Here is a 22131-nt window from a genome sequence, read left to right on the forward strand (position 1 = left end):
CACAAGCTACGCGCCATTTGATGGAGACAAGCCATGAAGGCCGTCGGCTACAAAAAATCGCTTCCGATCGAGGATCAGGACGCGCTGATCGATTTCGAGACCGCAAAGCCCGAGCCCAAGGGGCGCGATATCCGCGTCGCCGTGAAGGCCATCTCGGCCAACCCGGTTGATTACAAGGTACGCAAGCGTGCCGCCCCGCCCGAGGGCGAGACGAAGATTCTTGGCTATGACGCGGCCGGCGTCGTCGATGCCGTGGGTCCGGACGTCACACTGTTCAAGCCGGGCGACGAGGTGTTTTACGCCGGCTCGATCCTGCGCCAGGGCACCAATTCCGAATTCCACCTGGTCGACGAGCGCATCGTCGGCGTCAAGCCGAAGTCGCTCTCGTTCGCGCAGGCCGCAGCCCTCCCCCTCACCTCCATCACCGCCTGGGAATTGCTGTTCGACCGGCTCGGCGCGGTGCCCGGCAAGAGCGTCGATCCGCGCACGCTGCTGATCACGGGCGGCGCCGGCGGCGTCGGCTCGATCCTGATCCAGCTTGCGCGCCGCCTCACGGGCCTCACGGTGCTCGCGACGGCGACGCGGCCGGAGTCGCAAAAATGGTGCCTCGATCTCGGCGCGCATGCGGTGATCGACCACGGCAAGCCGATGAAGGAGCAGATCGAGAGCTTGAGGCTGCCGCCGGTCGCGCTGGTGGCGAGCCTGACCTTCACCGACCAGCACTACAAGGCGATCGCCGAGTTCATGGCGCCGCAGGGCCGGTTCGGCCTGATCGACGATCCCCCGGAGTTCACCGTGAGCACCTTCAAGGGCAAGGCGATCTCGGTACACTGGGAATCGATGTTCACGCGCTCCTCTTTCCAGACGTCCGACATGATCGCGCAGCATCATCTGCTCAACGACGTCTCCGACCTCATCGACAAGGGCGTGCTGCGCACCACGCTCGACCAGACCTTTGGCACGATCAACGCAGCCAACCTCAAGCGCGCGCATGCGCTGCTCGAAAGCGGCAAGTCGCGCGGCAAGATCGTGTTGGAGGGGTGGTAGCAGTCACAACGTTAGGGCGAAGCTGCGTAGGGTGGGCAAAGGCGCGCTCGCGCCGTGCCCACCATCTCGCAACGGGTGCGACAAAAGTGGTGGGCACGCTTCCGCCTTCACTCTTCGAGCTACGGCGGACAAGTCGCTTTGCCCACCCTACGGTGCCACGCTTCCGGTGCCACGCCTTCGCGCAACCTCAGGCAATCGTGTTGACGATCCCGCCTTCCGCGCGCAGCGCCGCACCGTTGGTCGCGGACGCTTCCTTCGACGCGACATAGACCACCATGTTGGCGATTTCGTCGACGCTGGCGAAGCGCTGGATCAGCGAGCTCGGGCGGTGCTGCTTGACGAAATTGGCCGCGGCCTCATCGACCGACTGGCCATTCTGCTTGGCGAGATCCTTCACGAAGGTCTCGACGCCTTCCGACATGGTCGGACCCGGCAGCACGGAATTGACGGTGACGCCGGTGCCGCGGGTGAGCTGCGCGAGGCCGCGGGCGACCGAGAGCTGGGCCGTCTTGCTCATGCCGTAGTGGATCATCTCGACGGGAATGTTGAGCCCGGACTCCGATGAGATGAAGACGATGCGGCCCCAGTTGCGCTTGAGCATGCCCTTCATATAGGCGCGCGACAGCCGCACGCCGCTCATGACGTTGACCTCGAAGAAGCGGCTCCAGTCCTCGTCAGGGATCTCGAAGAAGTCTTTTGGCTCGAAGATGCCGGCATTGTTGATGAGGATGTCGACCTCCGGCAGCGCCGCCACAAGCGCCTTGCAGCCCGCTGCGGTCGAGACGTCGGCGGCGATGCCGCGGACCTTGACGCCCGCCCCTTCCAGCTTGCGCGCGGCGGCATCGACCTTGTCCTGGCCGCGACCGTTGATGACCACGCTCGCGCCGGACGCAGCGAGACCTTTTGCGATAGCGTGGCCGATGCCGGCGGTGGAGCCGGTCACGAGGGCGGTCTTTCCGGAAAGGTCGATCTTCATGAATCATCTCCATTGTTGCTGAAGCGGATATCGTGTCCAGCGCACGCCGCTTCAATCGCCACAACTGCGAAATCGTAGGGTGCGCGACTTGCCCGACGTAGCGCGAAGAGCGAAGGCGGAAGCGCGCCCATCTTTTCGACACGAGTTGAAAGCGAAATGGTGGGCACGGCGCGCGGAGAGCGCACCCTTGCCCACCCTGCGGCACTATTGCCGCGGCGGTAGCGTCCTGAGAAACGCGACGATGGCATCGAGGTCCTGCGCCGTCATGCTGGCATAGGCAGCATAGGCCATCGGCGGCTTGAGCTTGTGGCCGTCGCGCGCGATGCCTTGCGTAATCGCACGTTTGATTTCGTCGTCGCTCCAGCCGCCCAAGCCGGCCGCGGGATCCGCGGTGATATCGGGGGAGATGGATTCGCCCCACGGCCCCTTGAACGTGCGGCCACCCTTGCCGCTCGCACCCGCGAAATCATGCACGGCGGACGGGCCCTCCGGCGTGTGGCATTCCAGGCAATGGGCGATGGTCAGGAGATAGCGGCCGCGCGCGAGCTTGTCGGAGAGATCGGCCTCGGTCGCCTGCTTGCCGGCATAGGTCGGCGCTTCCGGTTTCAGCGCGATCCTGTATTCCGGCACCGGGGTTTCGTGGCGCACTGCGGGGACTGAGCGCAGGTAAGCGGTAAGCGCATCGAGATCCCGGGCCGTGAGCACCGTGTAGAACGCGGTCGGCATGATCGGCGCGACCTTGGTCCCGTTCGGCCTGTTGCCGCTGACCAGAAACCGCTTCAGCTCGGCATCGCTCCAGTTGCCGATGCCGGTGTCCTTGTCCGGCGTGATGTTGGAGCCGGTGACCTTGAAGGCGGGCTCATCGAAGACCTGGCTGCCGCCCGCGAGCGCGCGCGAAAGATCGAGCCCTTGCGGTCCGCGCGGCGTGTGGCAGTTGTGGCAGACCATCACGCTGTTGACGAGATAGGCACCGCGCTCGACCAGCGTCTCGCCGGAGGCCGGCGACATCAACAGCGCCAGCGCGATCCCAAGCACAATCCTCATCGACAGCCCCCCGGCCGGAATCGCGTTCACCAGACGATGCGCGGCATGAGATATCGCCGCGCCATACAAAAAAGCGGCGCCCAGGGGCGCCGCTTTCTGAAAACTTGAGGTACCGGCCGGCTTACGCCGCCTCGGCTTCCTTCTCCTGCACCGGACCGGAGTCCTGGCCCTTGGCATCGACGTCGCGGTCGACGAACTCGATCACGGCCATCGCCGCGTTGTCGCCGTAGCGGAAGCCGGCCTTGATGATGCGGGTGTAGCCGCCCTGACGGTCCTTGTAGCGGGGCGCCAGCACGTCGAACAGCTTCTTGACCTGATCCTTGTCGCGCATCTCGGAGATCGCCTGGCGACGCATGGACAGGCCGCCCTTCTTGCCGAGCGTGACGAGCTTCTCGACGATCGGACGGAGTTCCTTGGCCTTGGGCAGCGTGGTGACGATCTGCTCGTGCTTGATCAGCGCGGCGCACATATTGGCGAACATCGCGCGGCGATGCTCGGCAGTGCGGTTGAGCTTCCGATGAACCTTGCCGTGACGCATGTAACTATTCCTTAGTTTGAAACTGCCGCGACGGTTCGTCGGACATGTTGCTCAGGTGGGCTGCCTGCGTTCGCCCGCGAAAGCGCGTTGCGCTTTCGCTTTCTTGTTTGAGTATGATCCTTATCGGAAAACCGCTTCGCACTTTTCCGGGATCATGCTGCGCTCAGTAGTGATCCTCGAAGCGCTTGGCGAGCTCGTCGATGTTCTCCGGCGGCCAGCCCGGCACTTCCATGCCGAGATGCAGACCCATCTGGGCCAGCACTTCCTTGATCTCGTTCAGCGACTTGCGGCCGAAGTTCGGGGTGCGGAGCATTTCCGCTTCGCTCTTCTGCACGAGGTCGCCGATGTAGACGATGTTGTCGTTCTTCAAGCAGTTGGCCGAACGCACCGACAGCTCGAGCTCGTCCACCTTCTTGAGGAAGGCCGGGTTGAAGGCGAGGTCCGGGATGATCTCCTGGGCGACTTCCTTGCGCGGCTCTTCGAAGTTGACGAACACGTTGAGCTGATCCTGCAGGATGCGGGCGGCATAAGCCACCGAGTCATCCGGCGTCAGCGCGCCGTTGGTCTCGATCGTCATGGTCAGCTTGTCGTAGTCGAGGATCTGGCCCTCACGGGTGTTCTCGACCTTGTAGGAGACCTTGCGGACCGGCGAGTACAGGCTGTCGACCGGGATCAGTCCGATCGGCGCGTCCTCGGGACGGTTGCGCTCGGCGGGCACGTAGCCCTTGCCGGTGGCGACCGTGAACTCCATGCGGATCTCGGCGCCCTCGTCGAGCGTGCAGATCTGGAGGTCCGGGTTGAGCACGACCACGTCGCCCACGGTCTGGATGTCGCCGGCGGTGACGACGCCCGGGCCCTGCTTCTTCACGACCATGCGCTTGGGGCCTTCGCCCTGCATCTTGATCGAGATGTCCTTGATGTTGAGCACGATGTCGGTGACGTCTTCACGGACGCCAGCGATCGAGGAGAACTCGTGCAGCACGCCGTCGATGTGCACCGACTGCACCGCCGCGCCCTGGAGCGAGGAGAGCAGGATACGGCGCAGCGCGTTGCCGAGCGTCTGGCCGAAGCCGCGCTCGAGCGGCTCGGCGACGATGGTCGCGAAACGGGTCGAATCGCTGCCGGGCTGGATCTGGAGCTTGTTCGGCCGAATCAGTTCTTGCCAATTTTTCTGGATCGTCACTGTTTCACCCATACAGGCCAGTCAAACTGCTAGTGCAGACACTGGCGTTGGAGAAAGGCCGCGGATCATTCGCGCGGCTTTGCAAAAAGTCATTGCGGGCGACCAATGCGCCCGCAACTTGGTATCAAACGCGCCGACGCTTGCGGGGACGGCAACCGTTGTGCGGGATCGTGGTCACGTCGCGGATCGAGGTGACGGTGAAGCCCGCGGCCTGAAGCGCACGGAGCGCCGACTCGCGGCCCGAACCGGGACCAGCGACTTCGACTTCGAGCGTGCGCATGCCGTGCTCCTGCGCCTTCTTCGACACGTCCTCGGCGGCAACCTGCGCGGCGTACGGGGTCGACTTGCGCGAACCCTTGAAGCCCATCGTGCCGGCAGAGGACCAGGCAATCGTGTTGCCCTGCGCGTCGGTGATGGTGATGGTCGTGTTGTTGAACGACGAGTTCACATGCGCGACGCCGGAGGCGATGTTCTTGCGCTCACGACGACGAACGCGGGTGGCTTCCTTGCCCATAGAGTACCTTTCCTGAAGATCTCAAACGCCGCCGTAATGCCAGCGGCTACACCTGTGGAACGAAAGGCGTGTGGCGAACGGGATGTCCCCTGTTCGCCACACGCCGCGATTGGATTCGAAAACTTACTTCTTCTTGCCGGCGATGGCCTTGGCCGGACCCTTGCGCGTACGCGCATTGGTGTGGGTACGCTGACCGCGCACCGGCAGGCCACGACGATGACGCAGGCCGCGATAGCAGCCGAGGTCCATCAGACGCTTGATGTTGATGCCGACCTCACGACGCAGGTCGCCCTCGACGAGATAGTCGCGGTCGATCACTTCGCGGATCTGGAGCACTTCGGCATCGCTGAGCTGGTTGACGCGACGATCCTCGGGGATCTTCACCTTCTCCAGGATCTCACCAGCGATCTTCTGGCCGATGCCATGGATGTACTGGAGCGCGATCAGCACGCGCTTGTTGGTCGGAATGTTCACGCCGGCAATACGGGCCACGGCCTTCTCTCCTGTTGCCGATCCCTCGTCAGGAATCAGGCTTTAAGTGCTTGGTTTCTCGGGCAGGTGTTCACAAACGCGAACACGACGCCCACCCCTGGTCTTCCTGGGGCCCGGCATCGTTTGAAACTATCCGACTTGGATGCGGGGCTTATTAGGGGATTCAGGGGGCTTTCGTCAACCGCTGCTAGCGCTTAGCTCGCTTTTTCGTGACCTTTTTTGCGGCCTTTTTGGCACCTTTTTTGACAGCCTTCTTGGCGGTCGTTTTGGCTGCCTTTTTGATCGTTTTCTTGGCCGCCTTCTTGGCGCCCTTCACGGCCTTCTTGGCGGCCTTTTTAGCGGATTTGGCAGCCTTTTTGGCCGTTTTCGCCGGCTTTTTGGCTACCTTGGCCTTCTTGGTACCCTTCTTGGCAGGCCCCGACTTGGCCGCGCTGCGCGCTTGGGCCTTGCCATGCGTCTTGGGTTCGACCGCCCCGAGGGCCAGGAGCTGGCGGTGAATCGCGCGGGTCACCTCATCAATGGCCATCATGCCGTCGATGGTCGAGAGCTTCCGCCGCTCGGAATAGTAGTGAATCAGCGGTTCCGTCTGGCTGCGGTAGCTGGCGAGCCGCTTGGTCAGGACCTCCGGGGTGTCGTCGACCCGGACCTCCTCCCCGCGCTCCCGCATCTGGGCGACGCGGGTCTCGACGCGACTCAGCAGCGCGCTCTCGTTGACGCGGAGCTCGACCACGGCGTCGAGCTTGAGATGCTTGTGCTTGAGCAGCTCATCCAGCGCCTCGGCCTGCGGCACGGTGCGCGGGAAGCCGTCGAGGATGAAACCGTTCTTGGCGTCCGGCTGGTCGATGCGGTCGGAGATGATTCCCACCACGATCTCGTCGGGCACGAGGCCGCCGCTGGCCATGATCTCCTTGGCCTTCAGCCCGACCGGCGTTCCCGCCGCAACGGCCGCGCGCAGCATCTCTCCGGTCGAGAGCTGGACGATGCCATAGCGCTGCACCAGCAGTTGCGCCTGGGTCCCCTTGCCCGACCCCGGCGGTCCCAGAAGTATAATTCTCATCGGCGTACGCCCCCCGGATTGGTGAGCGATACGTCGCGCACCTGTGTTTGAAGTCCAATGACAGTGCAAATCATAATCGGCGTCGCACCGCTACCCATATCATAGGGGAGCAAATGCCAGGACGCCAAGAAGGCCTTTGAAATCAGTGATTGCGTCGCAGGGAGAGCAGCTCTGCCGATGTCTTGGAATGGCTGACTGGTCGCCTCGGCGGGCGCCGCGCGCTGCTCGCGCGGCGAATCGGCGGCGCTGTCGCGTCGCCCTCGGAGAACGCCGCGCTTAGCGGCGGCGGCCGCGCAGCTTCGACTTCCGGATCAGGCCCTCATACTGATGCGCCAGCAGATAGCCCTGCACCTGCGCCACCGTGTCCATGGTGACGCTGACGACGATCAGCAGCGAGGTGCCGCCGAAGTAGAACGGCACCGAGGCGTAGGAGATCAGGATTTCCGGGATCAAGCAGACGATCGCCAGATAAACAGCGCCGAGCACGGTGATGCGAGACAGCACGTAGTCGATATATTCCGCGGTGCGCTCGCCCGGGCGGATGCCTGGAATGAAGCCGCCATGCTTCTTCAGATTGTCCGCGGTCTCGGTCGGGTTGAACACGATCGCGGTGTAGAAGAACGCGAAGAACACGATCAGCGCGAGATACATGATCAGGAACAGCGGACGGCCGTGGCCGAGCTGGGTCGTGATCCACTGGAACCATTCCGGCCCGCTGCCGGCGTTGAAGTTGGCAACCGTGGTCGGCAGCAGCAGCAGCGAGGACGCGAAGATCGGCGGGATCACGCCCGAGGTGTTGAGCTTGAGCGGCAGATGCGAGGACTGGCCCTCGAACATCTTGTTGCCGACCTGGCGCTTCGGATACTGGATCAGCAGCCGGCGCTGGGCGCGCTCCATGAACACGATGAAGGCGATCACGGCGACCGCCATGATGATGACGACCAGGATCAGGCCGGTCGACATCGCGCCCTGACGGCCGAGCTCGAGCATGTTGGCGAGCGCCGCAGGCAGCTCGGCGACGATGCCGGCGAGAATGATCAGCGAGATGCCGTTGCCGATGCCGCGCGAGGTGATCTGCTCACCCAGCCACATCAGGAACATGGTGCCACCGGTCAGCGTGATCGCCGTGGACAGGCGGAAGAACATGCCGGGGTCGCTGACGACGTTGCCGGCGCCTTCGAGGCCCACCGCGATGCCGTAAGACTGGAACGCGGCCAGAATCACCGTGAGATAGCGGGTGTACTGATTCAGCAGCTTGCGGCCGGACTCACCTTCCTTCTTCAGCGCCTCGAGCTGCGGCGAGACGGTGGTGAGGAGCTGGATGATGATCGAGGCCGAGATATACGGCATGATGTTCAGCGCGAAGATCGCCATGCGGTGGATACCGCCGCCGGCGAACATGTTGAACATGCCGAGGATGCCGCCCGCCTGGGAGCGGAACACCTGTTCCCAGATGTTGGGATCGATGCCGGGAAGCGGGATGTAGGTCCCGAGCCGATAAACGAGCAGCGCACCCAGAGTGAACCAGATGCGCTTCTTCAGTTCGTCAGCCTTGGCAAACGCACCGAAATTGAGATTGGCTGCCAGTTGTTCCGCTGCAGAGGCCATCTTGGACTTTCTCCCGCCGCCTATTGCGCCGTCATGCCCGCGGCCGGGCTACTCTAGCGGACGCCGGACATTATCTGGGGCTCGGCTTCGATAAGTCCACGTCCCACACGCGTAAAGGCCCGCGAGCCGCGGGCCAATGACGCAGTTGTTACGCCGCCTCGCCTTCTTCCTTGGCAGGGGCGAGGATCTTCACCGAGCCGCCCGCCTTCTCGACCGCGGCGATCGCGGTCTTCGTGGCGCCGTGCACTTCGATGTTGAGCTTGGACTTGAGCTCGCCGCGGCCGAGCAGCCGCACGCCGGCCTTGGCGCGGCGCAGCACGCCGCCCTTCACCAGGGCCTCGACGTTCACGACGCTGCCGGCGTCGATCTTCTTGGCATCGACCGCTTCCTGGAGCCGGTCGAGATTGATCTCGGCGAACTCGACGCGGAAGATGTTGTTGAAGCCGCGCTTCGGCAGACGGCGATGCATCGGCATCTGGCCGCCTTCGAAACCCTTGATGCGCACGCCCGAACGCGCGGTCTGGCCCTTGCCACCGCGGCCGGACTGCTTGCCTTTGCCCGAACCAATGCCACGGCCGACGCGCATACGCTTCTTGCGCGAGCCGGCGTTGTCGGCGATATCGCTGAGCTTCATCGCCCTGCTCCTTGTTTCTTGCGCATGATCTTCACCGAAAACGGGTGCCCGCTTTTCGGGATCCTGCGCCTTTGCTTACTTCTCGTCGACGATGCGAACGAGATGGTGAACCTTCTCGATCATGCCACGAACCGCCGGGGTGTCCGGCAGTTCGCTGGTGCGGCCGATCTTGTTGAGCTTGAGTCCGATCAGCGTCGAACGCTGCGAGTGATGGCGGCGGATCGCGCTGCCGGTCTGCTCGAGCTTGATCGTCTTTGCTGCCTTGGCCATGGGAGTCTACTCCGAAAAGCTTCCGTTAGTCGGCAGCCGCCTCGGCGTCACCACCGATACGGCGGGACTGGAGGGTGGACACCTTGATATTGCGGCGGGCTGCGACCGAACGCGGCGAATCCTGATGCTTCAGCGCGTCGAAGGTTGCGCGAACCATGTTGTAGGGGTTCGACGAGCCGATCGACTTCGCGACCACGTCCTGGACGCCGAGCGTCTCGAACACGGCGCGCATCGGGCCGCCGGCGATGATGCCGGTACCGGCCGGAGCAGCACGCAGGTAGACACGGCCCGCGCCATGACGGCCGGCGATGTCGTGATGAAGCGTACGGCCCTCGCGCAGCGACACGCGGGTCAGGTTGCGCTTGGCGGATTCAGTCGCCTTGCGGATCGCCTCAGGCACTTCGCGCGCCTTGCCGTGACCGAAGCCGGCGCGGCCCTTCTGGTCGCCGATCACGACCAGCGCTGCGAAACCGAAGCGCTTGCCGCCCTTGACGACCTTTGCCACGCGATTGATGTGGACGAGCTTGTCGACGAACTCGCTGTCGCGCTCCTCCCGGCGTTCACGTCCGCCGCCGCCGCGTTGATCGCGTCCACCACGTTGTTCGCGTTCTGCCATTTTTCCAATCCTTCAGAGGCTTGCGCCTCAATCCTCAAATTCTGTTAGAAGCTCAGCCCGCTCTCACGCGCAGCGTCGGCCAGTGCCTTGACGCGCCCGTGGTAGAGGTAGCTGCCGCGATCGAACACGACTTCCTTGACGCCCTTCTCGGCGGCGCGCTCGGCCAGCAGCTTGCCGACCGCCTTCGCCGCATCGATGTCGGCGCCGGTCTTGCCGCCGTCGCGCATCGACTTCTCGAGCGACGAGGCAGAGGCCAGCGTCTCGCCCTTCAGGTCGTCGATGACCTGGGCGTAGATGTGCTTGGACGAGCGAAACACCGACAGACGCGGACGACCGCCACCGGAGCGGCGCAGCTTCAGCCGCACACTCCGCTTGCGCCGGGCATTGGTAACCTTGGCTTTGGACATGACCGGCTCCGTTACTTCTTCTTGCCTTCCTTGCGGAAGATGAATTCGCCAACATACTTCACGCCCTTGCCCTTGTAGGGCTCCGGCGGACGATAGGAGCGAATCTCGGCGGCGACCTGGCCGACACGCTGGATGTCGCTGCCGGTCACCGTGATCTCAGTCGGCTTCGGCACGGTGATCGTGATCCCTTCCGGGATCGCGTAGACCACGTCGTGGCTGTAACCGAGCGCGAGCTGCAGGTTCTTGCCCTGCATCGCGGCGCGGTAACCGACGCCGGTGATTTCGAGCTTCTTCTCAAAACCCTTGGTGACGCCTTCGACCAGATTCGCGACCTGGGCGCGAGCGGTACCGTACAGCGCCCGCGCGCGGTTGGTCTCGACCCGCGGGTTCACCTTGACCTGGCCGTTCTCGAGCTTCACCTCGACGTCGTTATGGACGACGAACTGAAGCTGGCCCTTGGGCCCCTTCATCTTGACGGTCTGCCCGTCGACGGTCGCGGTCACACCCGACGGAACCGCCACAGGCCTTTTGCCAACACGTGACATGGATCAACAATCCTTCTCAGAACACCGTGAAGAGAACTTCGCCGCCCACATTCGCTTCGCGCGCGCTGTGGTCGGCCATGATCCCCTTCGGGGTCGACAACACCGAAATGCCGAGCCCGTTGTTGACCCGCGGCAGAGCCTTCACCGAGGCGTAAACACGACGCCCGGGCTTGGAGACTCGTTCGATCTCGCGGATGACGGGCTCGCCGTCGAAATACTTCAGCTCGATCTCGATCTCACTGCGGCCCGAGGAGTGCTCGAGCGTGGCGTAACCGCGGATGTAGCCCTCGGTCTTGAGCACTTCGAGCACATTCTCGCGCATCTTCGAACCAGGCGTCGAGACCTTGCTCTTGGAGCGCATCTGCGCGTTGCGGATACGGGTGATCAGATCGCTGATTGGATCGTGCGTAGACATCTAAACGACCCTCCTTACCAGCTGGACTTCACGAGGCCCGGGACCATGCCCTTGGAGCCAAGGTCGCGCATCGCGATGCGAGACAGTTTGGTCTTGCGGTAGTTCGAGCGCGAACGGCCCGACAGCTCGCAACGCAGACGGATGCGGGTCGCCGACGAGTTGCGCGGCATTTCCGCAAGCTTCAGGGTGGCGGCGAACCGCTCCTCCATCGGCAGCGTCTTGTCGGCGATGATCGCCTTCAACCGCTCGCGCTTCGGGGCGGCGTTCTTCGCCATCCGCTTGCGCCGGTTGTTCTTCTCGACTGAACTCTTCTTTGCCATGCTTGGCTCCTGGGTATCCGCGTTTGAGAGGCTTTAGGTCAGCGTCTCACTGCCGGAACGGGAAATTGAAAGCGGTCAACAAGGCCCTCGCCTCGTCGTCGGTCTTGGCCGTGGTGCAGACGGTGATGTCCATACCGCGGGCTTCCGTGACCTTGTCGAAGTCGATCTCGGGAAAAATGATGTGTTCCTTGAGGCCGAGCGAGTAGTTGCCGCGGCCGTCGAAGCTCTTCGGGTTCAGGCCGCGGAAGTCGCGGACGCGCGGCAGCGCGACCGTCACCAGGCGATCGATGAACTCGTACATGCGGGCCTTGCGCAGCGTGACCTTGCAGCCGATCGGCTGGTTCTCACGCAGCTTGAAGGTCGCGATCGCGATACGCGAATAGGTCACGATCGCCTTCTGGCCGGCGATCAGCGTCAATTCAGCGGCGGCGTTCTCGGCCTTCTTACGGTCGTTGACGGAGTCGCCAACGCCCATGTTCAGCACGACCTTGTCCAGACGCGGAACCTGCATGACGTTCTCATAACCGAACTTCTCGGTCATTTCCGTCCGGATCTTCGCGTCATATTCCGCGCGCAGGCGCGGCGTGTAAGCGACCTCAGCCATCGATCTCAGCTCCCGAGCTCTTGGCGATGCGGACCTTCTTGCCGTCCGCCAGAATCTTGAATCCGACGCGGGTCGGCTTTCCATCCTTGCCGACGAACGCGATGTTGGACAGTTGGATCGGCGACTCCTTCGAGATGATGCCGCCCTCCTGGGCCTGCGTCTGCTTCTGATGACGCTTGACCATGTTGATACCGCGCACCAGCGCCGTGCCGGCGTCCGGGCGAACCTCGAATACTTCGCCGGTGCGACCCTTGTCGCGACCGGTCAGCACGACGACCTTGTCGCCCTTGCGGATCTTCGCAGCCATCACAGCACCTCCGGCGCGAGAGAGATGATCTTCATGTGGTTCTTCGCGCGCAGCTCGCGCGGCACGGGCCCGAAGATACGGGTGCCGACCGGCTCGGACTGGTTGTTGATCAGAACGGCGGCGTTGCGGTCGAAGCGGATGACCGAACCGTCGGCGCGGCGGATGTCCTTGCGGACGCGCACTACGACGGCCTTCATCACGTCGCCCTTCTTCACCTTGCCACGCGGAATCGCTTCCTTGATCGAGACGACGATGATGTCGCCGATCGTGGCGTAGCGGCGCTTGGAGCCTCCGAGCACCTTGATACACATGACACGGCGTGCGCCAGAATTGTCGGCCACGTCGAGGTTGGTCTGCATCTGAATCATTGATGCACCTCGTCCTCTTCTCTCTTGCGCCAGCCCAGCCGGCGCTCAACATTTTCCTGAAGTCAGTCGGCTAAAGCCAACAGATCAGGCGCTTTTCTTGTGTTCGCCCCGGATCACGATCCAGCGCTTCAACTTCGAAATCGGCTTGGTTTCCTCGATCCACACCATGTCGCCCGGCTTGAACTGGTTGTCCTCGTCGTGCGCGTGGTAGTTCTTCGAACGGCGGATCGTCTTCTTGTAGATCGGGTGCGTGAAGCGGCGATCGACGCGCACCACAACGGTCTTGGCAGTCTTGTCGCTGACGACCACGCCTTGCAAAGTACGTTTCGGCATATTCGTAAGCCCCTTACTTCTCTTTCGCGCGCTTCTGCGCGGCGACGGTCTTGATGCGGGCGATGTCACGGCGAGCCTCGCGCAGGCGCGAGGTGTTCTCGAGCTGCCCGGTGGCGCGCTGGAAGCGCAGGTTGAAGCGCTCCTTCTTCAGATTCAGGATGGCGTCATCCTGCTGATCAGGGCTCAATGCACGGATGTCTTCGATCTTCATCTGGGCCATGGCCATTACTCCGCAATGCGCTCGACGAAGCGCGTCTTGATCGGCAGCTTGGCGGCCGCCAGGGTCAGCGCTTCACGCGCCGTCTGGGTGTTGACGCCGTCGATCTCGAACAGCACCCGGCCGGGCTTGACGCGCGCGACCCACAGTTCCGGAGCACCCTTGCCGGAGCCCATGCGGACTTCGGCCGGCTTCTTCGACACCGGAACGTCGGGGAACACGCGGATCCAGACGCGGCCGGCGCGCTTCATGTGGCGGGTCAGCGCGCGGCGAGCGGCTTCGATCTGGCGCGCGGTAACGCGCTCCGGCTCGGTCGCCTTCAGGCCGAACTGGCCAAAGGCCAACGTCGCACCCGAAGACGCAACGCCGTGGATGCGGCCCTTATGCGCCTTCCGGAACTTCGTTTTCTTAGGTTGCATCATGGCTTCAAGCCCTCAAATTCTCTGTGCTGGCGTCAGGCCGCAGCGTTGTCACGGCGCCCACGGCCACCGCGATCACCACCGCCGCCGGTCTCGCCTTCGGCCATTCTCTTGTCCTGGGCCATCGGATCGTGCTCGAGGATCTCGCCCTTGAAGATCCAGACCTTGACACCGCAGGTGCCGAAGGTCGTGAACGCGGTCGCAACGCCGTAGTCGATGTCGGCGCGCAGCGTGTGCAGCGGCACGCGACCTTCGCGGTACCACTCCATGCGCGCGATTTCCGCGCCGCCCAGGCGACCCGAGCAGTTGATGCGGATGCCTTCCGCGCCGAGACGCATCGCCGACTGCACGGCGCGCTTCATGGCACGGCGGAACGCCACGCGGCGCTCGAGCTGCTGCGCGATCGACTCGGCCACCAGCGTCGCATCGAGCTCCGGCTTGCGGATCTCGACGATGTTGATGACGACGTCGGACGAGGTGATGTCCGCGACCTTCTTGCGAAGCTTGTCGATGTCGGCGCCCTTCTTGCCGATCACCACGCCCGGACGAGCCGAGTGGATGGTGACGCGGCACTTCTTGTGCGGACGCTCGATCACGATGCGGGCGACGGCCGCCTGCTTGAGCTCCTTGTGCAGGATCTCGCGGATCTTGACGTCCTCGTGCAGCAGCTTGCCGTATTCCTGCTTGCCGGCGAACCAGCGGGAATCCCAGGTCCGGTTGATGCCGAGACGCAGACCGATTGGATTGATCTTTTGACCCATCGTTTTCTCCTGCGCCCCTTAAGCCGCTGCTGCTTCGGCTTCGACCTGACGAACAATGATCGTCAGCTGCGAAAATGGTTTGTAGACACGGCCCGAGCGGCCACGGCCGCGGGCGGCAAAGCGCTTCATCACGAGGCCGTTGCCGACGAAGGCCTGCGCCACGACGAGATCGTCGACGTCGAGGTCGTGGTTGTTCTCGGCATTGGCGATAGCCGATTCCAGGCACTTCTTTACGTCAACCGCGATCCGCTTGCGCGAAAACTGCAGGTCGGCGAGCGCAGCAGCCGCCTTCCGGCCGCGAATGAGCTGGGCGACCAGGTTGAGCTTCTGCGGGCTCACCCGCAGCATCCGGGCGACCGCCTTGGCCTCGTTCTCGGCGAGGCTCCGTTCGCGCTTAGGTTTGCTCATCGTTTAATCCTCAAGCCTTCTTGGCTTTCTTGTCGCCGGAGTGGCCATGGAAGGTCCGGGTCGGCGAGAACTCGCCGAACTTGTGACCGACCATTTCCTCGTTGACGGCAACCGGTACGTGCTTCTGACCGTTGTAGACGCCGAAGGTCAGGCCGACGAACTGCGGCAGGATCGTCGAGCGACGGCTCCAGATCTTGATGACGTCGTGACGGCCGGACGCGCGGGCGGCATCTGCCTTCTTGAGCAGAGAACCCTCGACGAACGGGCCTTTCCAGACTGAACGAACCATGTCCGGCGTTCCTTACTTCTTCCGCTTGTGGCGGCTTAGGAGAATGAATTTGTTGGTCGACTTGTTGCTGCGGGTCTTCTTGCCCTTGGTCGGCTTGCCCCACGGGGTGACCGGGTGGCGACCGCCCGAGGTACGACCTTCACCACCGCCGTGCGGATGGTCGATCGGGTTCATCGAGACACCGCGGTTATGCGGCTTGCGGCCCAGCCAACGATTGCGGCCGGCCTTGCCGATCGAGGTGTTCATGTGATCCGGGTTCGACACCGCGCCGATCGTGCCGCGGCAACGGCCGTGCACCAGGCGCTGCTCGCCCGAGTTCAGGCGGATGATCACGTAGTCGTGGTCGCGGCCGACGAGCTGGGCGTAGGTGCCGGCGGAACGAGCGAGCTGGCCGCCCTTCCCGATCTTGACCTCGATGTTGTGGATGATCGTGCCGACCGGCATGTTGCCGAGCGGCATGACGTTGCCCGGCTTCACGTCGACATAGTTGCCGGCAACCACGGAATCACCGACGGCAAGGCGCTGCGGCGCCAGGATATAGGCCTGGGTGCCGTCTTCGTACTTGACCAGCGCGATGAACGCAGTGCGGTTCGGATCGTATTCCAGCCGCTCGACCGTCGCGGGTGCATCGACCTTGTCGCGCTTGAAGTCGACGATGCGCAGCGTCTGCTTGTGACCGCCGCCGCGGAAGCGCACGGTGATGCGACCGGTGTTGTTGCGACCGCCCGAGGAGTGCTTGCCTTCGGTGAGCGCCTTGACCGGCTTGCCCTTGTAGAGGGCCGAACGATCGACCATGACCAGCTGGCGCTGGCCCGGCGTCGTGGGATTGAATTTTTTCAGTGCCATCGTCGTACGACCTTACAGACCGGTGGTCACGTCGATCCGGTGGCCCTCTTCGAGGGTCACGATCGCGCGCTTGCTGTTCGACTGCGAGCCGAGATTGCCGCGGAAGATCTTGGTCTTGCCCTTGCGGACCAGCGTGTTGACGCTCTTGACCTTGACGTCGAACAGCTTCTCGATCGCTTCCTTGATCTGCGGCTTGGTCGCCTTCGCGGCCACCTTGAACAGGACCTTGTTGTGCTCCGAGGCGATCGTCGCCTTTTCGGTCACGACCGGCGACAAGATCACGTCGTAGTGGCGAGGCTCGATGTTCTTCGTCATTTGAAGCGCGCCTCCAGCGCATCGATGGCGGCCTTGGTCAGAACGAGCTTCTGACGGCGCAGGATGTCATAGACGTTGATGCCCTGGATCGGCAGCACGTCCATGTTCGGGATGTTGCGGGCCGCAGCGGCAAAGCCGTTGTTGAGCTCGGCGCCGTCGATGATCAGCGCGTTGGTCAAACCGAGGCCCGAGAAGTGGCCGAGCAGCGCCTTGGTCTTGGCGGCTTCCAGCGCGGCCTTGTCGATCACCAGCAGATCGCCGTCCTTGGCCTTCGCCGACAGCGCATGCTTGAGGGCAAGCGCGCGGACCTTCTTCGGCAGATCGGTGGCGTGCGAACGCACCACCGGACCGAAGGCACGGCCACCGCCGCGGAACTGCGGCACGCGGGCCGAGCCGTGACGAGCACCGCCGGTGCCCTTCTGCTTGTACATCTTCTTGCCGGTGCGCCAGATCTCGGCGCGGCCCTTGGCCTTGTGAGTGCCGGCCTGACGCTTGTTGAGCTGCCACTGCACGCAACGCGCAATGATGTCCTGGCGCGGCTCGAGGCCGAAAATGGCGTCGGAAAGCTGGACCGAGCCGGCTTCCTTACCTTCGAGGGTCGTGACCTTCAATTCCATCTCACGCCTCCTGTGCAGCCGGAGCAGCGTCCGCTTCGCCAGCAACCTTGAACTTGCCGGGCTTCGGAGCATCCTTCGGCAGCGGCTTCTTGACAGCGTCGCGCACGCGGATCCAGCCGCCCTTGGAGCCGGGAACGGCGCCTTCGACGAGGATCAGGCCGCGCTCGACATCGAGCTGAACGACTCGAAGGTTGAGCGTGGTGATGCGGTCGACACCCATGTGGCCGGGCATCTTCTTGTTCTTCCAGGTCTTGCCGGGGTCCTGACGGCCACCGGTCGAACCGATCGAACGATGCGAGACCGACACACCGTGGGTGGCGCGCAGACCGCCGAAGTTCCAGCGCTTCATACCGCCGGCGAAGCCCTTACCGACCGAGGTGCCGGTGACGTCGACGAACTGGCCGACTACGAAATGATCGGCAAGGATCTCGGCGCCCACGGGGATCATGGCATCCGCGGAGACGCGGAATTCCTCGACCTGCCGCTTCGGCTCGACCTTGGCGACCGCGAACTGGCCGCGCTCTGCCTTGGGCATGTACACGGTCTTGCGGCTGCCAGAACCAAGCTGGAGCGCGACGTAACCGTTCTTCTCTTCAGTGCGGTGGCCTACGACCTGGCAATTGCCGAGCTTCAGCACGGTCACGGGGATATGTTCGCCGGCCTCTGTAAAGACCCGCGTCATCCCGACCTTTTGTGCGATCACTCCGGAGCGCATCGGCGTGCTTCCTGTTCTTTCTGTCCGCTAGTCGCGAACGTGATCCAAAAATCTTAGAGCTTGATCTCGACGTCGACACCGGCGGCCAGGTCGAGCTTCATCAAAGCATCGACGGTCTGCGGGGTCGGATCGACGATGTCGAGCAGGCGCTTGTGAGTGCGCATCTCGAACTGCTCGCGGCTCTTCTTGTCGACGTGCGGCGAACGGTTGACGGTGAACTTCTCGATGCGGGTGGGCAGCGGAATGGGTCCGCGGACCTGCGCGCCGGTGCGCTTCGCCGTGTTCACGATCTCGCGGGTCGACGTATCGAGGATACGATGGTCGAACGCCTTGAGACGGATACGAATGTTTTGGCCGTTCATTGCCGTGGTCTCTCTTTAGTGGGGGGTGGCGAATAGCGAATAGCGAATGTCACACTCGCTACGCGCCAATCCCTATTCTCGTAATTACTCGATGATCGAGGCGACGACGCCGGCGCCGACGGTGCGGCCACCTTCGCGGATCGCGAAGCGGAGCTTCTCTTCCATCGCGATCGGCACGATCAGGTGCACTTCCATCGCGATGTTGTCGCCCGGCATCACCATCTCGGTGCCTTCCGGCAGATGCACGACACCGGTCACGTCGGTGGTGCGGAAGTAGAACTGCGGACGGTAGTTGGTGAAGAACGGGGTGTGGCGACCGCCCTCTTCCTTGGTGAGGATGTAGGCCTCAGCCTTGAACTTGGTGTGCGGCTTGACCGAACCCGGCTTGCACAGCACCTGGCCGCGCTCGACGTCCTCGCGCTTGGTGCCACGGAGCAGCGCACCGATGTTGTCGCCCGCCTGGCCCTGATCGAGCAGCTTGCGGAACATTTCGACGCCCGTGACCGTGGTCTTCTGCGTGGCGCGCAGACCGACGATCTCGATTTCCTCGCCGACCTTGACGATGCCGCGCTCGACACGGCCGGTCACGACGGTGCCGCGGCCCGAGATCGAGAACACGTCTTCAACCGGCATCAGGAAGGGCTGGTCGACCGGACGCTCCGGCTGCGGAATGTACTCGTCGACGTTCTTCATCAGCTCGAGGATGGCGTCATGGCCGAGCTTCTTGTCGGAATCTTCGAGAGCGGCGAGCGCCGAACCCTTGATGATCGGGATCTTGTCGCCCGGGAAGTCGTACTTGGAGAGCAGTTCGCGGACTTCGAGCTCGACGAGCTCGAGGAGTTCCGGATCGTCGACCATGTCGCACTTGTTGAGGAACACGACGAGCGCGGGCACGCCGACCTGGCGGGCGAGCAGGATGTGCTCGCGGGTCTGCGGCATCGGGCCGTCAGCGGCCGACACGACCAGGATCGCACCGTCCATCTGGGCGGCGCCGGTGATCATGTTCTTCACGTAGTCGGCGTGGCCGGGGCAGTCGACGTGGGCATAGTGGCGGTTCTTGGTCTCGTACTCGACGTGCGCCGTCGAGATCGTGATGCCGCGCGCCTTCTCTTCCGGCGCCTTGTCGATCTGGTCGTACGCCGTGAACGTCGCACCGCCGGTCTCGGCGAGGATCTTGGTGATCGCAGCCGTCAACGACGTCTTGCCATGGTCGACGTGACCGATGGTGCCGATGTTGCAGTGCGGTTTGTTACGTTCAAACTTTGCTTTGGCCATTTGACTCTCCGTTCAATCGTCAGTTCGAGACCGACGACAATCAGGCAAACTTCTTCTGGACTTCTGCCGACACATTGGCCGGCGCTTCTGCGTAGTGGTCGAACTGCATGGTGAAGGTCGCGCGACCCTGGCTCATCGAGCGCAGGTTGTTCACGTACCCGAACATGTTCATGAGCGGCACCATCGCGTTGATGACGTTGGCGTTGCCGCGCATGTCCTGACCCTGGATCTGACCGCGCCGGGAATTCAGGTCGCCGATGACCGAGCCGGTGTAGTCTTCCGGGGTCACCACTTCGACCTTCATGATCGGCTCGAGCAGGACGGACTTGCCCTTCTGCAGCGCTTCGCGGAATGCCGCGCGCGATGCGATTTCGAAGGCGAGCGCCGACGAGTCGACGTCGTGGTACTTGCCGTCGACGAGCTGAACCTTGACGTCGACCACGGGGAAGCCCGCGACGACACCAGAGCTCATCACGCTGTTGAGGCCCTTTTCGACGCCGGGGATGTATTCCTTCGGAACCGCACCGCCGACGATCTTGGACTCGAACTCGTAGCCCTTGCCGGGCTCGTTCGGCTCGACCACGATCGACACTTCCGCGAACTGACCGGTACCGCCGGTCTGCTTCTTGTGGGTGTACTTGACCTCGGCCTTCTTGGTGACGCGCTCACGGAACGCAACCTGCGGCGCGCCGATGTTGGCGTCGACCTTGTAGGTACGCCTGAGGATGTCGACCTTGATGTCGAGATGGAGTTCGCCCATGCCCTTGAGGATGGTCTGGCCGGACTCCTGGTCGGTCGACACGCGGAAGGACGGATCCTCCGCGGCGAGCTTCGCCAGCGCCACGCCCAGCTTTTCCTGGTCGGCCTTGGACTTCGGCTCGATCGCGATCTCGATGACCGGCTCGGGGAATTCCATCTTCTCCAGGATCACCTGCTTGTCGGGATCGCACAGCGTGTCACCGGTGCGCGCTTCCTTCAGGCCGGCCAGCGCGACGATGTCGCCGGCATAGGCTTCCTTGATGTCCTCGCGGTTGTTCGCATGCATCAGCAGCATGCGCCCGATGCGCTCCTTCTTCTCGCGCGTCGAGTTCACGACACCGGTGCCGCTCTGCAGGACGCCGGAGTAGATGCGGCAGAAGGTGATGGTGCCGACGAACGGGTCGTCCATGATCTTGAACGCGAGCAGCGCGAGCGGCTCCTTGTCGTCGGCCTTGCGCACGACCTCGTTGCCGCGGTCGTCGGTGCCCTTGATCGCGGGGACGTCGATCGGCGACGGCAGATAGTCGACGACGGCGTCGAGCAGCGGCTGCACGCCCTTGTTCTTGAAGGCCGAGCCGCACAGCACGGGATAGAACGCGCCGGTCAGCACCGCCTTGCGGATCAGCCGCTTCAGCGTCGCTTCATCCGGTTCGTTGCCGTCGAGGAAGGCGGCCAATGCGTCATCGTCGAGCTCGACGGCAGCTTCCACCATCTTCTCGCGGTATTCCTTGGCCTGCTCGACCATATCTTCCGGGATGTCGACATAGTCGAACTTCGCGCCGAGCGATTCATCGTTCCAGATGATGCCCTGCATCTTCACGAGGTCGACGAGACCCTTGAAGTTGTTCTCGGCACCGATCGGAAGCTGGATCGCGATCGGCTTGGCGCCGAGGCGGTCAACGATGTCGGCCAGGCACTTGAAGAAGTCGGCACCCGTTTTGTCCATCTTGTTGGCGAAGACGATGCGCGGAACCTTGTACTTGTCACCCTGGCGCCAGACGGTCTCGGTCTGGGGCTCGACGCCCTGGTTCGAGTCGAGCACGCAGACGGCGCCGTCGAGCACGCGCAGCGAACGCTCGACTTCAATGGTGAAGTCGACGTGGCCGGGGGTGTCGATGATGTTCAGGCGCTTGCCGGCCCAGAATGCGGTGGTGGCAGCCGAGGTGATCGTGATGCCACGCTCCTGCTCCTGCTCCATCCAATCCATCGTCGCGGCACCTTCGTGCACTTCGCCGATCTTGTGGCTCTTGCCGGTATAATAGAGGATGCGCTCGGTGGTCGTGGTCTTGCCGGCATCGATATGCGCCATGATACCGAAATTGCGGTAGTTCTCTATGGCATGAACGCGAGGCATGGGCTGATCCTTAGATTCCGTGTTTCGCCGTTACCAGCGATAGTGCGAGAAGGCGCGGTTGGCTTCCGCCATCCGGTGCACGTCTTCGCGCTTCTTGACGGCGTTGCCGCGGTTGTTCGAGGCGTCGAGCAGCTCAGCCGAGAGCCGCTCGGTCATCGTCTTCTCGTTGCGATCGCGCGCGGCCGAGATCAGCCAGCGAATGCCCAGCGCCTGACGGCGCACCGAACGAACTTCGACCGGCACCTGGTAGGTCGCGCCGCCGACGCGGCGGGAGCGCACTTCGATCGTCGGCATGACGTTCTCGAGTGCCTGCTCGAACACGCCGAGGGGGCTCTGCTTGGTCTTGGCTTCGATGATGCCGAACGCACCGTAGACGATGCCTTCGGCGACCGACTTCTTGCCGGCGTACATCACCGAGTTCATGAACTTCGTGACGATGATGTTCCCGAACTTCGGATCGGGAAGAACTTCGCGCTTTTCCGCTGAGTGGCGACGAGACATTGAGCTGGTTCCCGC

The 22131-nt window shown here is 63.3% G+C and carries 33 protein-coding genes; 1 reads left to right on the plus strand and 32 read right to left on the minus strand.

The genetic code is table 11. The features are described from left to right. The first annotated feature begins 33 nt into the window (after positions 1-33). Positions 34-1047: a zinc-binding alcohol dehydrogenase family protein gene (locus AC1DW2_RS00680; protein ID WP_477005056.1), complete on the plus strand. Its 1014-nt coding sequence runs from the start codon at positions 34-36 to the stop codon at positions 1045-1047. Positions 1048-1234: 187 nt separating this feature from the next. Here the strand turns inward: AC1DW2_RS00680 and AC1DW2_RS00685 are convergent, their stop codons facing one another. From AC1DW2_RS00685 to rpsG, 32 genes are all read right to left on the minus strand, one after another. Continuing rightward, on the minus strand, positions 1235-2023 hold the full coding sequence (locus tag AC1DW2_RS00685) for an SDR family NAD(P)-dependent oxidoreductase (RefSeq protein ID WP_477005057.1): 789 nt from the start codon (positions 2021-2023) through the stop codon (positions 1235-1237). A 204-nt stretch (positions 2024-2227) separates the two neighbouring features. Beyond that, positions 2228-3067, minus strand: a complete 840-nt coding sequence (locus tag AC1DW2_RS00690; RefSeq protein WP_477005058.1) for a c-type cytochrome — start codon at positions 3065-3067, stop codon at positions 2228-2230. A gap of 121 nt (positions 3068-3188) precedes the next feature. Next, a complete protein-coding gene (gene rplQ / locus AC1DW2_RS00695; RefSeq protein WP_014494513.1) occupies positions 3189-3605 on the minus strand; it encodes a 50S ribosomal protein L17 in 417 nt (138 codons plus the stop codon). A gap of 163 nt (positions 3606-3768) precedes the next feature. Further along, positions 3769-4800 (minus strand): DNA-directed RNA polymerase subunit alpha, encoded by a 1032-nt coding sequence (locus AC1DW2_RS00700; protein WP_038942308.1) that lies wholly within the window; start codon positions 4798-4800, stop codon positions 3769-3771. Between the two features lie 112 nt (positions 4801-4912). After that, on the minus strand, positions 4913-5302 hold the full coding sequence (rpsK, locus tag AC1DW2_RS00705) for a 30S ribosomal protein S11 (protein WP_007603045.1): 390 nt from the start codon (positions 5300-5302) through the stop codon (positions 4913-4915). A 123-nt stretch (positions 5303-5425) separates the two neighbouring features. Further along, positions 5426-5794: a 30S ribosomal protein S13 gene (rpsM, locus tag AC1DW2_RS00710; RefSeq protein ID WP_014494511.1), complete on the minus strand. Its 369-nt coding sequence runs from the start codon at positions 5792-5794 to the stop codon at positions 5426-5428. Positions 5795-5981: 187 nt separating this feature from the next. Next, the gene (locus AC1DW2_RS00715; RefSeq protein ID WP_354099935.1) at positions 5982-6851 is read right to left on the minus strand and encodes an adenylate kinase; all 870 of its coding nucleotides are present in this window, start codon (positions 6849-6851) and stop codon (positions 5982-5984) included. A gap of 276 nt (positions 6852-7127) precedes the next feature. Then, a complete protein-coding gene (gene secY, locus AC1DW2_RS00720; protein ID WP_071912844.1) occupies positions 7128-8459 on the minus strand; it encodes a preprotein translocase subunit SecY in 1332 nt (443 codons plus the stop codon). A 148-nt stretch (positions 8460-8607) separates the two neighbouring features. Then, entirely contained in the window at positions 8608-9093 is a 486-nt protein-coding gene (rplO, locus tag AC1DW2_RS00725) for a 50S ribosomal protein L15 (RefSeq protein WP_014494508.1), read from the minus strand. Positions 9094-9168: 75 nt separating this feature from the next. After that, complete coding sequence (gene rpmD / locus AC1DW2_RS00730; protein WP_011088137.1) at positions 9169-9363, minus strand: 50S ribosomal protein L30; 195 nt, start codon at positions 9361-9363, stop codon at positions 9169-9171. Positions 9364-9388: 25 nt separating this feature from the next. After that, positions 9389-9979, minus strand: coding sequence for a 30S ribosomal protein S5 (gene rpsE, locus AC1DW2_RS00735; protein WP_028152981.1), 591 nt, complete (start codon positions 9977-9979; stop codon positions 9389-9391). Between the two features lie 44 nt (positions 9980-10023). Then, positions 10024-10386: a 50S ribosomal protein L18 gene (gene rplR / locus AC1DW2_RS00740; RefSeq protein ID WP_007603036.1), complete on the minus strand. Its 363-nt coding sequence runs from the start codon at positions 10384-10386 to the stop codon at positions 10024-10026. Positions 10387-10397: 11 nt separating this feature from the next. Next, on the minus strand, positions 10398-10931 hold the full coding sequence (rplF, locus tag AC1DW2_RS00745; RefSeq protein WP_063982587.1) for a 50S ribosomal protein L6: 534 nt from the start codon (positions 10929-10931) through the stop codon (positions 10398-10400). A 16-nt stretch (positions 10932-10947) separates the two neighbouring features. Continuing rightward, the gene (rpsH, locus tag AC1DW2_RS00750; protein WP_008136338.1) at positions 10948-11346 is read right to left on the minus strand and encodes a 30S ribosomal protein S8; all 399 of its coding nucleotides are present in this window, start codon (positions 11344-11346) and stop codon (positions 10948-10950) included. A gap of 14 nt (positions 11347-11360) precedes the next feature. Next, positions 11361-11666 carry a 30S ribosomal protein S14 gene (gene rpsN, locus AC1DW2_RS00755; RefSeq protein ID WP_063982585.1) on the minus strand — a complete coding sequence of 102 codons (306 nt, stop codon included), beginning with the start codon at positions 11664-11666 and terminating at the stop codon, positions 11361-11363. Positions 11667-11712: 46 nt separating this feature from the next. Then, a complete protein-coding gene (gene rplE / locus AC1DW2_RS00760; protein ID WP_063982584.1) occupies positions 11713-12270 on the minus strand; it encodes a 50S ribosomal protein L5 in 558 nt (185 codons plus the stop codon). After that, entirely contained in the window at positions 12263-12577 is a 315-nt protein-coding gene (gene rplX / locus AC1DW2_RS00765; protein WP_063982583.1) for a 50S ribosomal protein L24, read from the minus strand. Before rplX ends, rplE begins: the two co-directional genes overlap by 8 nt. Then, a complete protein-coding gene (gene rplN / locus AC1DW2_RS00770; protein WP_007603030.1) occupies positions 12577-12945 on the minus strand; it encodes a 50S ribosomal protein L14 in 369 nt (122 codons plus the stop codon). The genes rplX and rplN overlap by 1 nt, the downstream gene beginning before the upstream one ends. Before the next feature lie 84 nt (positions 12946-13029). Beyond that, positions 13030-13278, minus strand: coding sequence for a 30S ribosomal protein S17 (gene rpsQ, locus AC1DW2_RS00775; protein WP_063982582.1), 249 nt, complete (start codon positions 13276-13278; stop codon positions 13030-13032). A 13-nt stretch (positions 13279-13291) separates the two neighbouring features. Next, positions 13292-13498, minus strand: coding sequence for a 50S ribosomal protein L29 (gene rpmC, locus AC1DW2_RS00780; RefSeq protein WP_063986292.1), 207 nt, complete (start codon positions 13496-13498; stop codon positions 13292-13294). Between the two features lie 5 nt (positions 13499-13503). Beyond that, positions 13504-13917 (minus strand): 50S ribosomal protein L16, encoded by a 414-nt coding sequence (gene rplP, locus AC1DW2_RS00785; protein WP_063982581.1) that lies wholly within the window; start codon positions 13915-13917, stop codon positions 13504-13506. A 32-nt stretch (positions 13918-13949) separates the two neighbouring features. Continuing rightward, on the minus strand, positions 13950-14675 hold the full coding sequence (gene rpsC / locus AC1DW2_RS00790) for a 30S ribosomal protein S3 (protein WP_063982580.1): 726 nt from the start codon (positions 14673-14675) through the stop codon (positions 13950-13952). Positions 14676-14693: 18 nt separating this feature from the next. Next, positions 14694-15083, minus strand: a complete 390-nt coding sequence (rplV, locus tag AC1DW2_RS00795) for a 50S ribosomal protein L22 (protein WP_011088147.1) — start codon at positions 15081-15083, stop codon at positions 14694-14696. A gap of 10 nt (positions 15084-15093) precedes the next feature. After that, positions 15094-15372 carry a 30S ribosomal protein S19 gene (gene rpsS / locus AC1DW2_RS00800; RefSeq protein WP_008136357.1) on the minus strand — a complete coding sequence of 93 codons (279 nt, stop codon included), beginning with the start codon at positions 15370-15372 and terminating at the stop codon, positions 15094-15096. Between the two features lie 12 nt (positions 15373-15384). Beyond that, on the minus strand, positions 15385-16218 hold the full coding sequence (rplB, locus tag AC1DW2_RS00805) for a 50S ribosomal protein L2 (RefSeq protein ID WP_028152985.1): 834 nt from the start codon (positions 16216-16218) through the stop codon (positions 15385-15387). 12 nt (positions 16219-16230) lie between these two features. Continuing rightward, the gene (locus AC1DW2_RS00810; protein WP_007603019.1) at positions 16231-16533 is read right to left on the minus strand and encodes a 50S ribosomal protein L23; all 303 of its coding nucleotides are present in this window, start codon (positions 16531-16533) and stop codon (positions 16231-16233) included. Continuing rightward, a complete protein-coding gene (rplD, locus tag AC1DW2_RS00815) occupies positions 16530-17150 on the minus strand; it encodes a 50S ribosomal protein L4 (protein WP_011088150.1) in 621 nt (206 codons plus the stop codon). The genes AC1DW2_RS00810 and rplD overlap by 4 nt, the downstream gene beginning before the upstream one ends. 1 nt (position 17151) lies before the next feature. After that, on the minus strand, positions 17152-17865 hold the full coding sequence (gene rplC, locus AC1DW2_RS00820; protein ID WP_063982578.1) for a 50S ribosomal protein L3: 714 nt from the start codon (positions 17863-17865) through the stop codon (positions 17152-17154). Between the two features lie 53 nt (positions 17866-17918). Beyond that, a complete protein-coding gene (gene rpsJ / locus AC1DW2_RS00825; RefSeq protein WP_002712302.1) occupies positions 17919-18227 on the minus strand; it encodes a 30S ribosomal protein S10 in 309 nt (102 codons plus the stop codon). Between the two features lie 84 nt (positions 18228-18311). Then, the gene (gene tuf, locus AC1DW2_RS00830; RefSeq protein ID WP_063982577.1) at positions 18312-19502 is read right to left on the minus strand and encodes an elongation factor Tu; all 1191 of its coding nucleotides are present in this window, start codon (positions 19500-19502) and stop codon (positions 18312-18314) included. A gap of 40 nt (positions 19503-19542) precedes the next feature. Next, the gene (gene fusA, locus AC1DW2_RS00835) at positions 19543-21615 is read right to left on the minus strand and encodes an elongation factor G (RefSeq protein ID WP_071912837.1); all 2073 of its coding nucleotides are present in this window, start codon (positions 21613-21615) and stop codon (positions 19543-19545) included. Between the two features lie 30 nt (positions 21616-21645). After that, positions 21646-22116, minus strand: coding sequence for a 30S ribosomal protein S7 (rpsG, locus tag AC1DW2_RS00840; protein WP_063982575.1), 471 nt, complete (start codon positions 22114-22116; stop codon positions 21646-21648). Positions 22117-22131 lie beyond the last annotated feature (15 nt).

Source organism: Bradyrhizobium sp. P3_C3 (genome assembly GCF_056402655.1).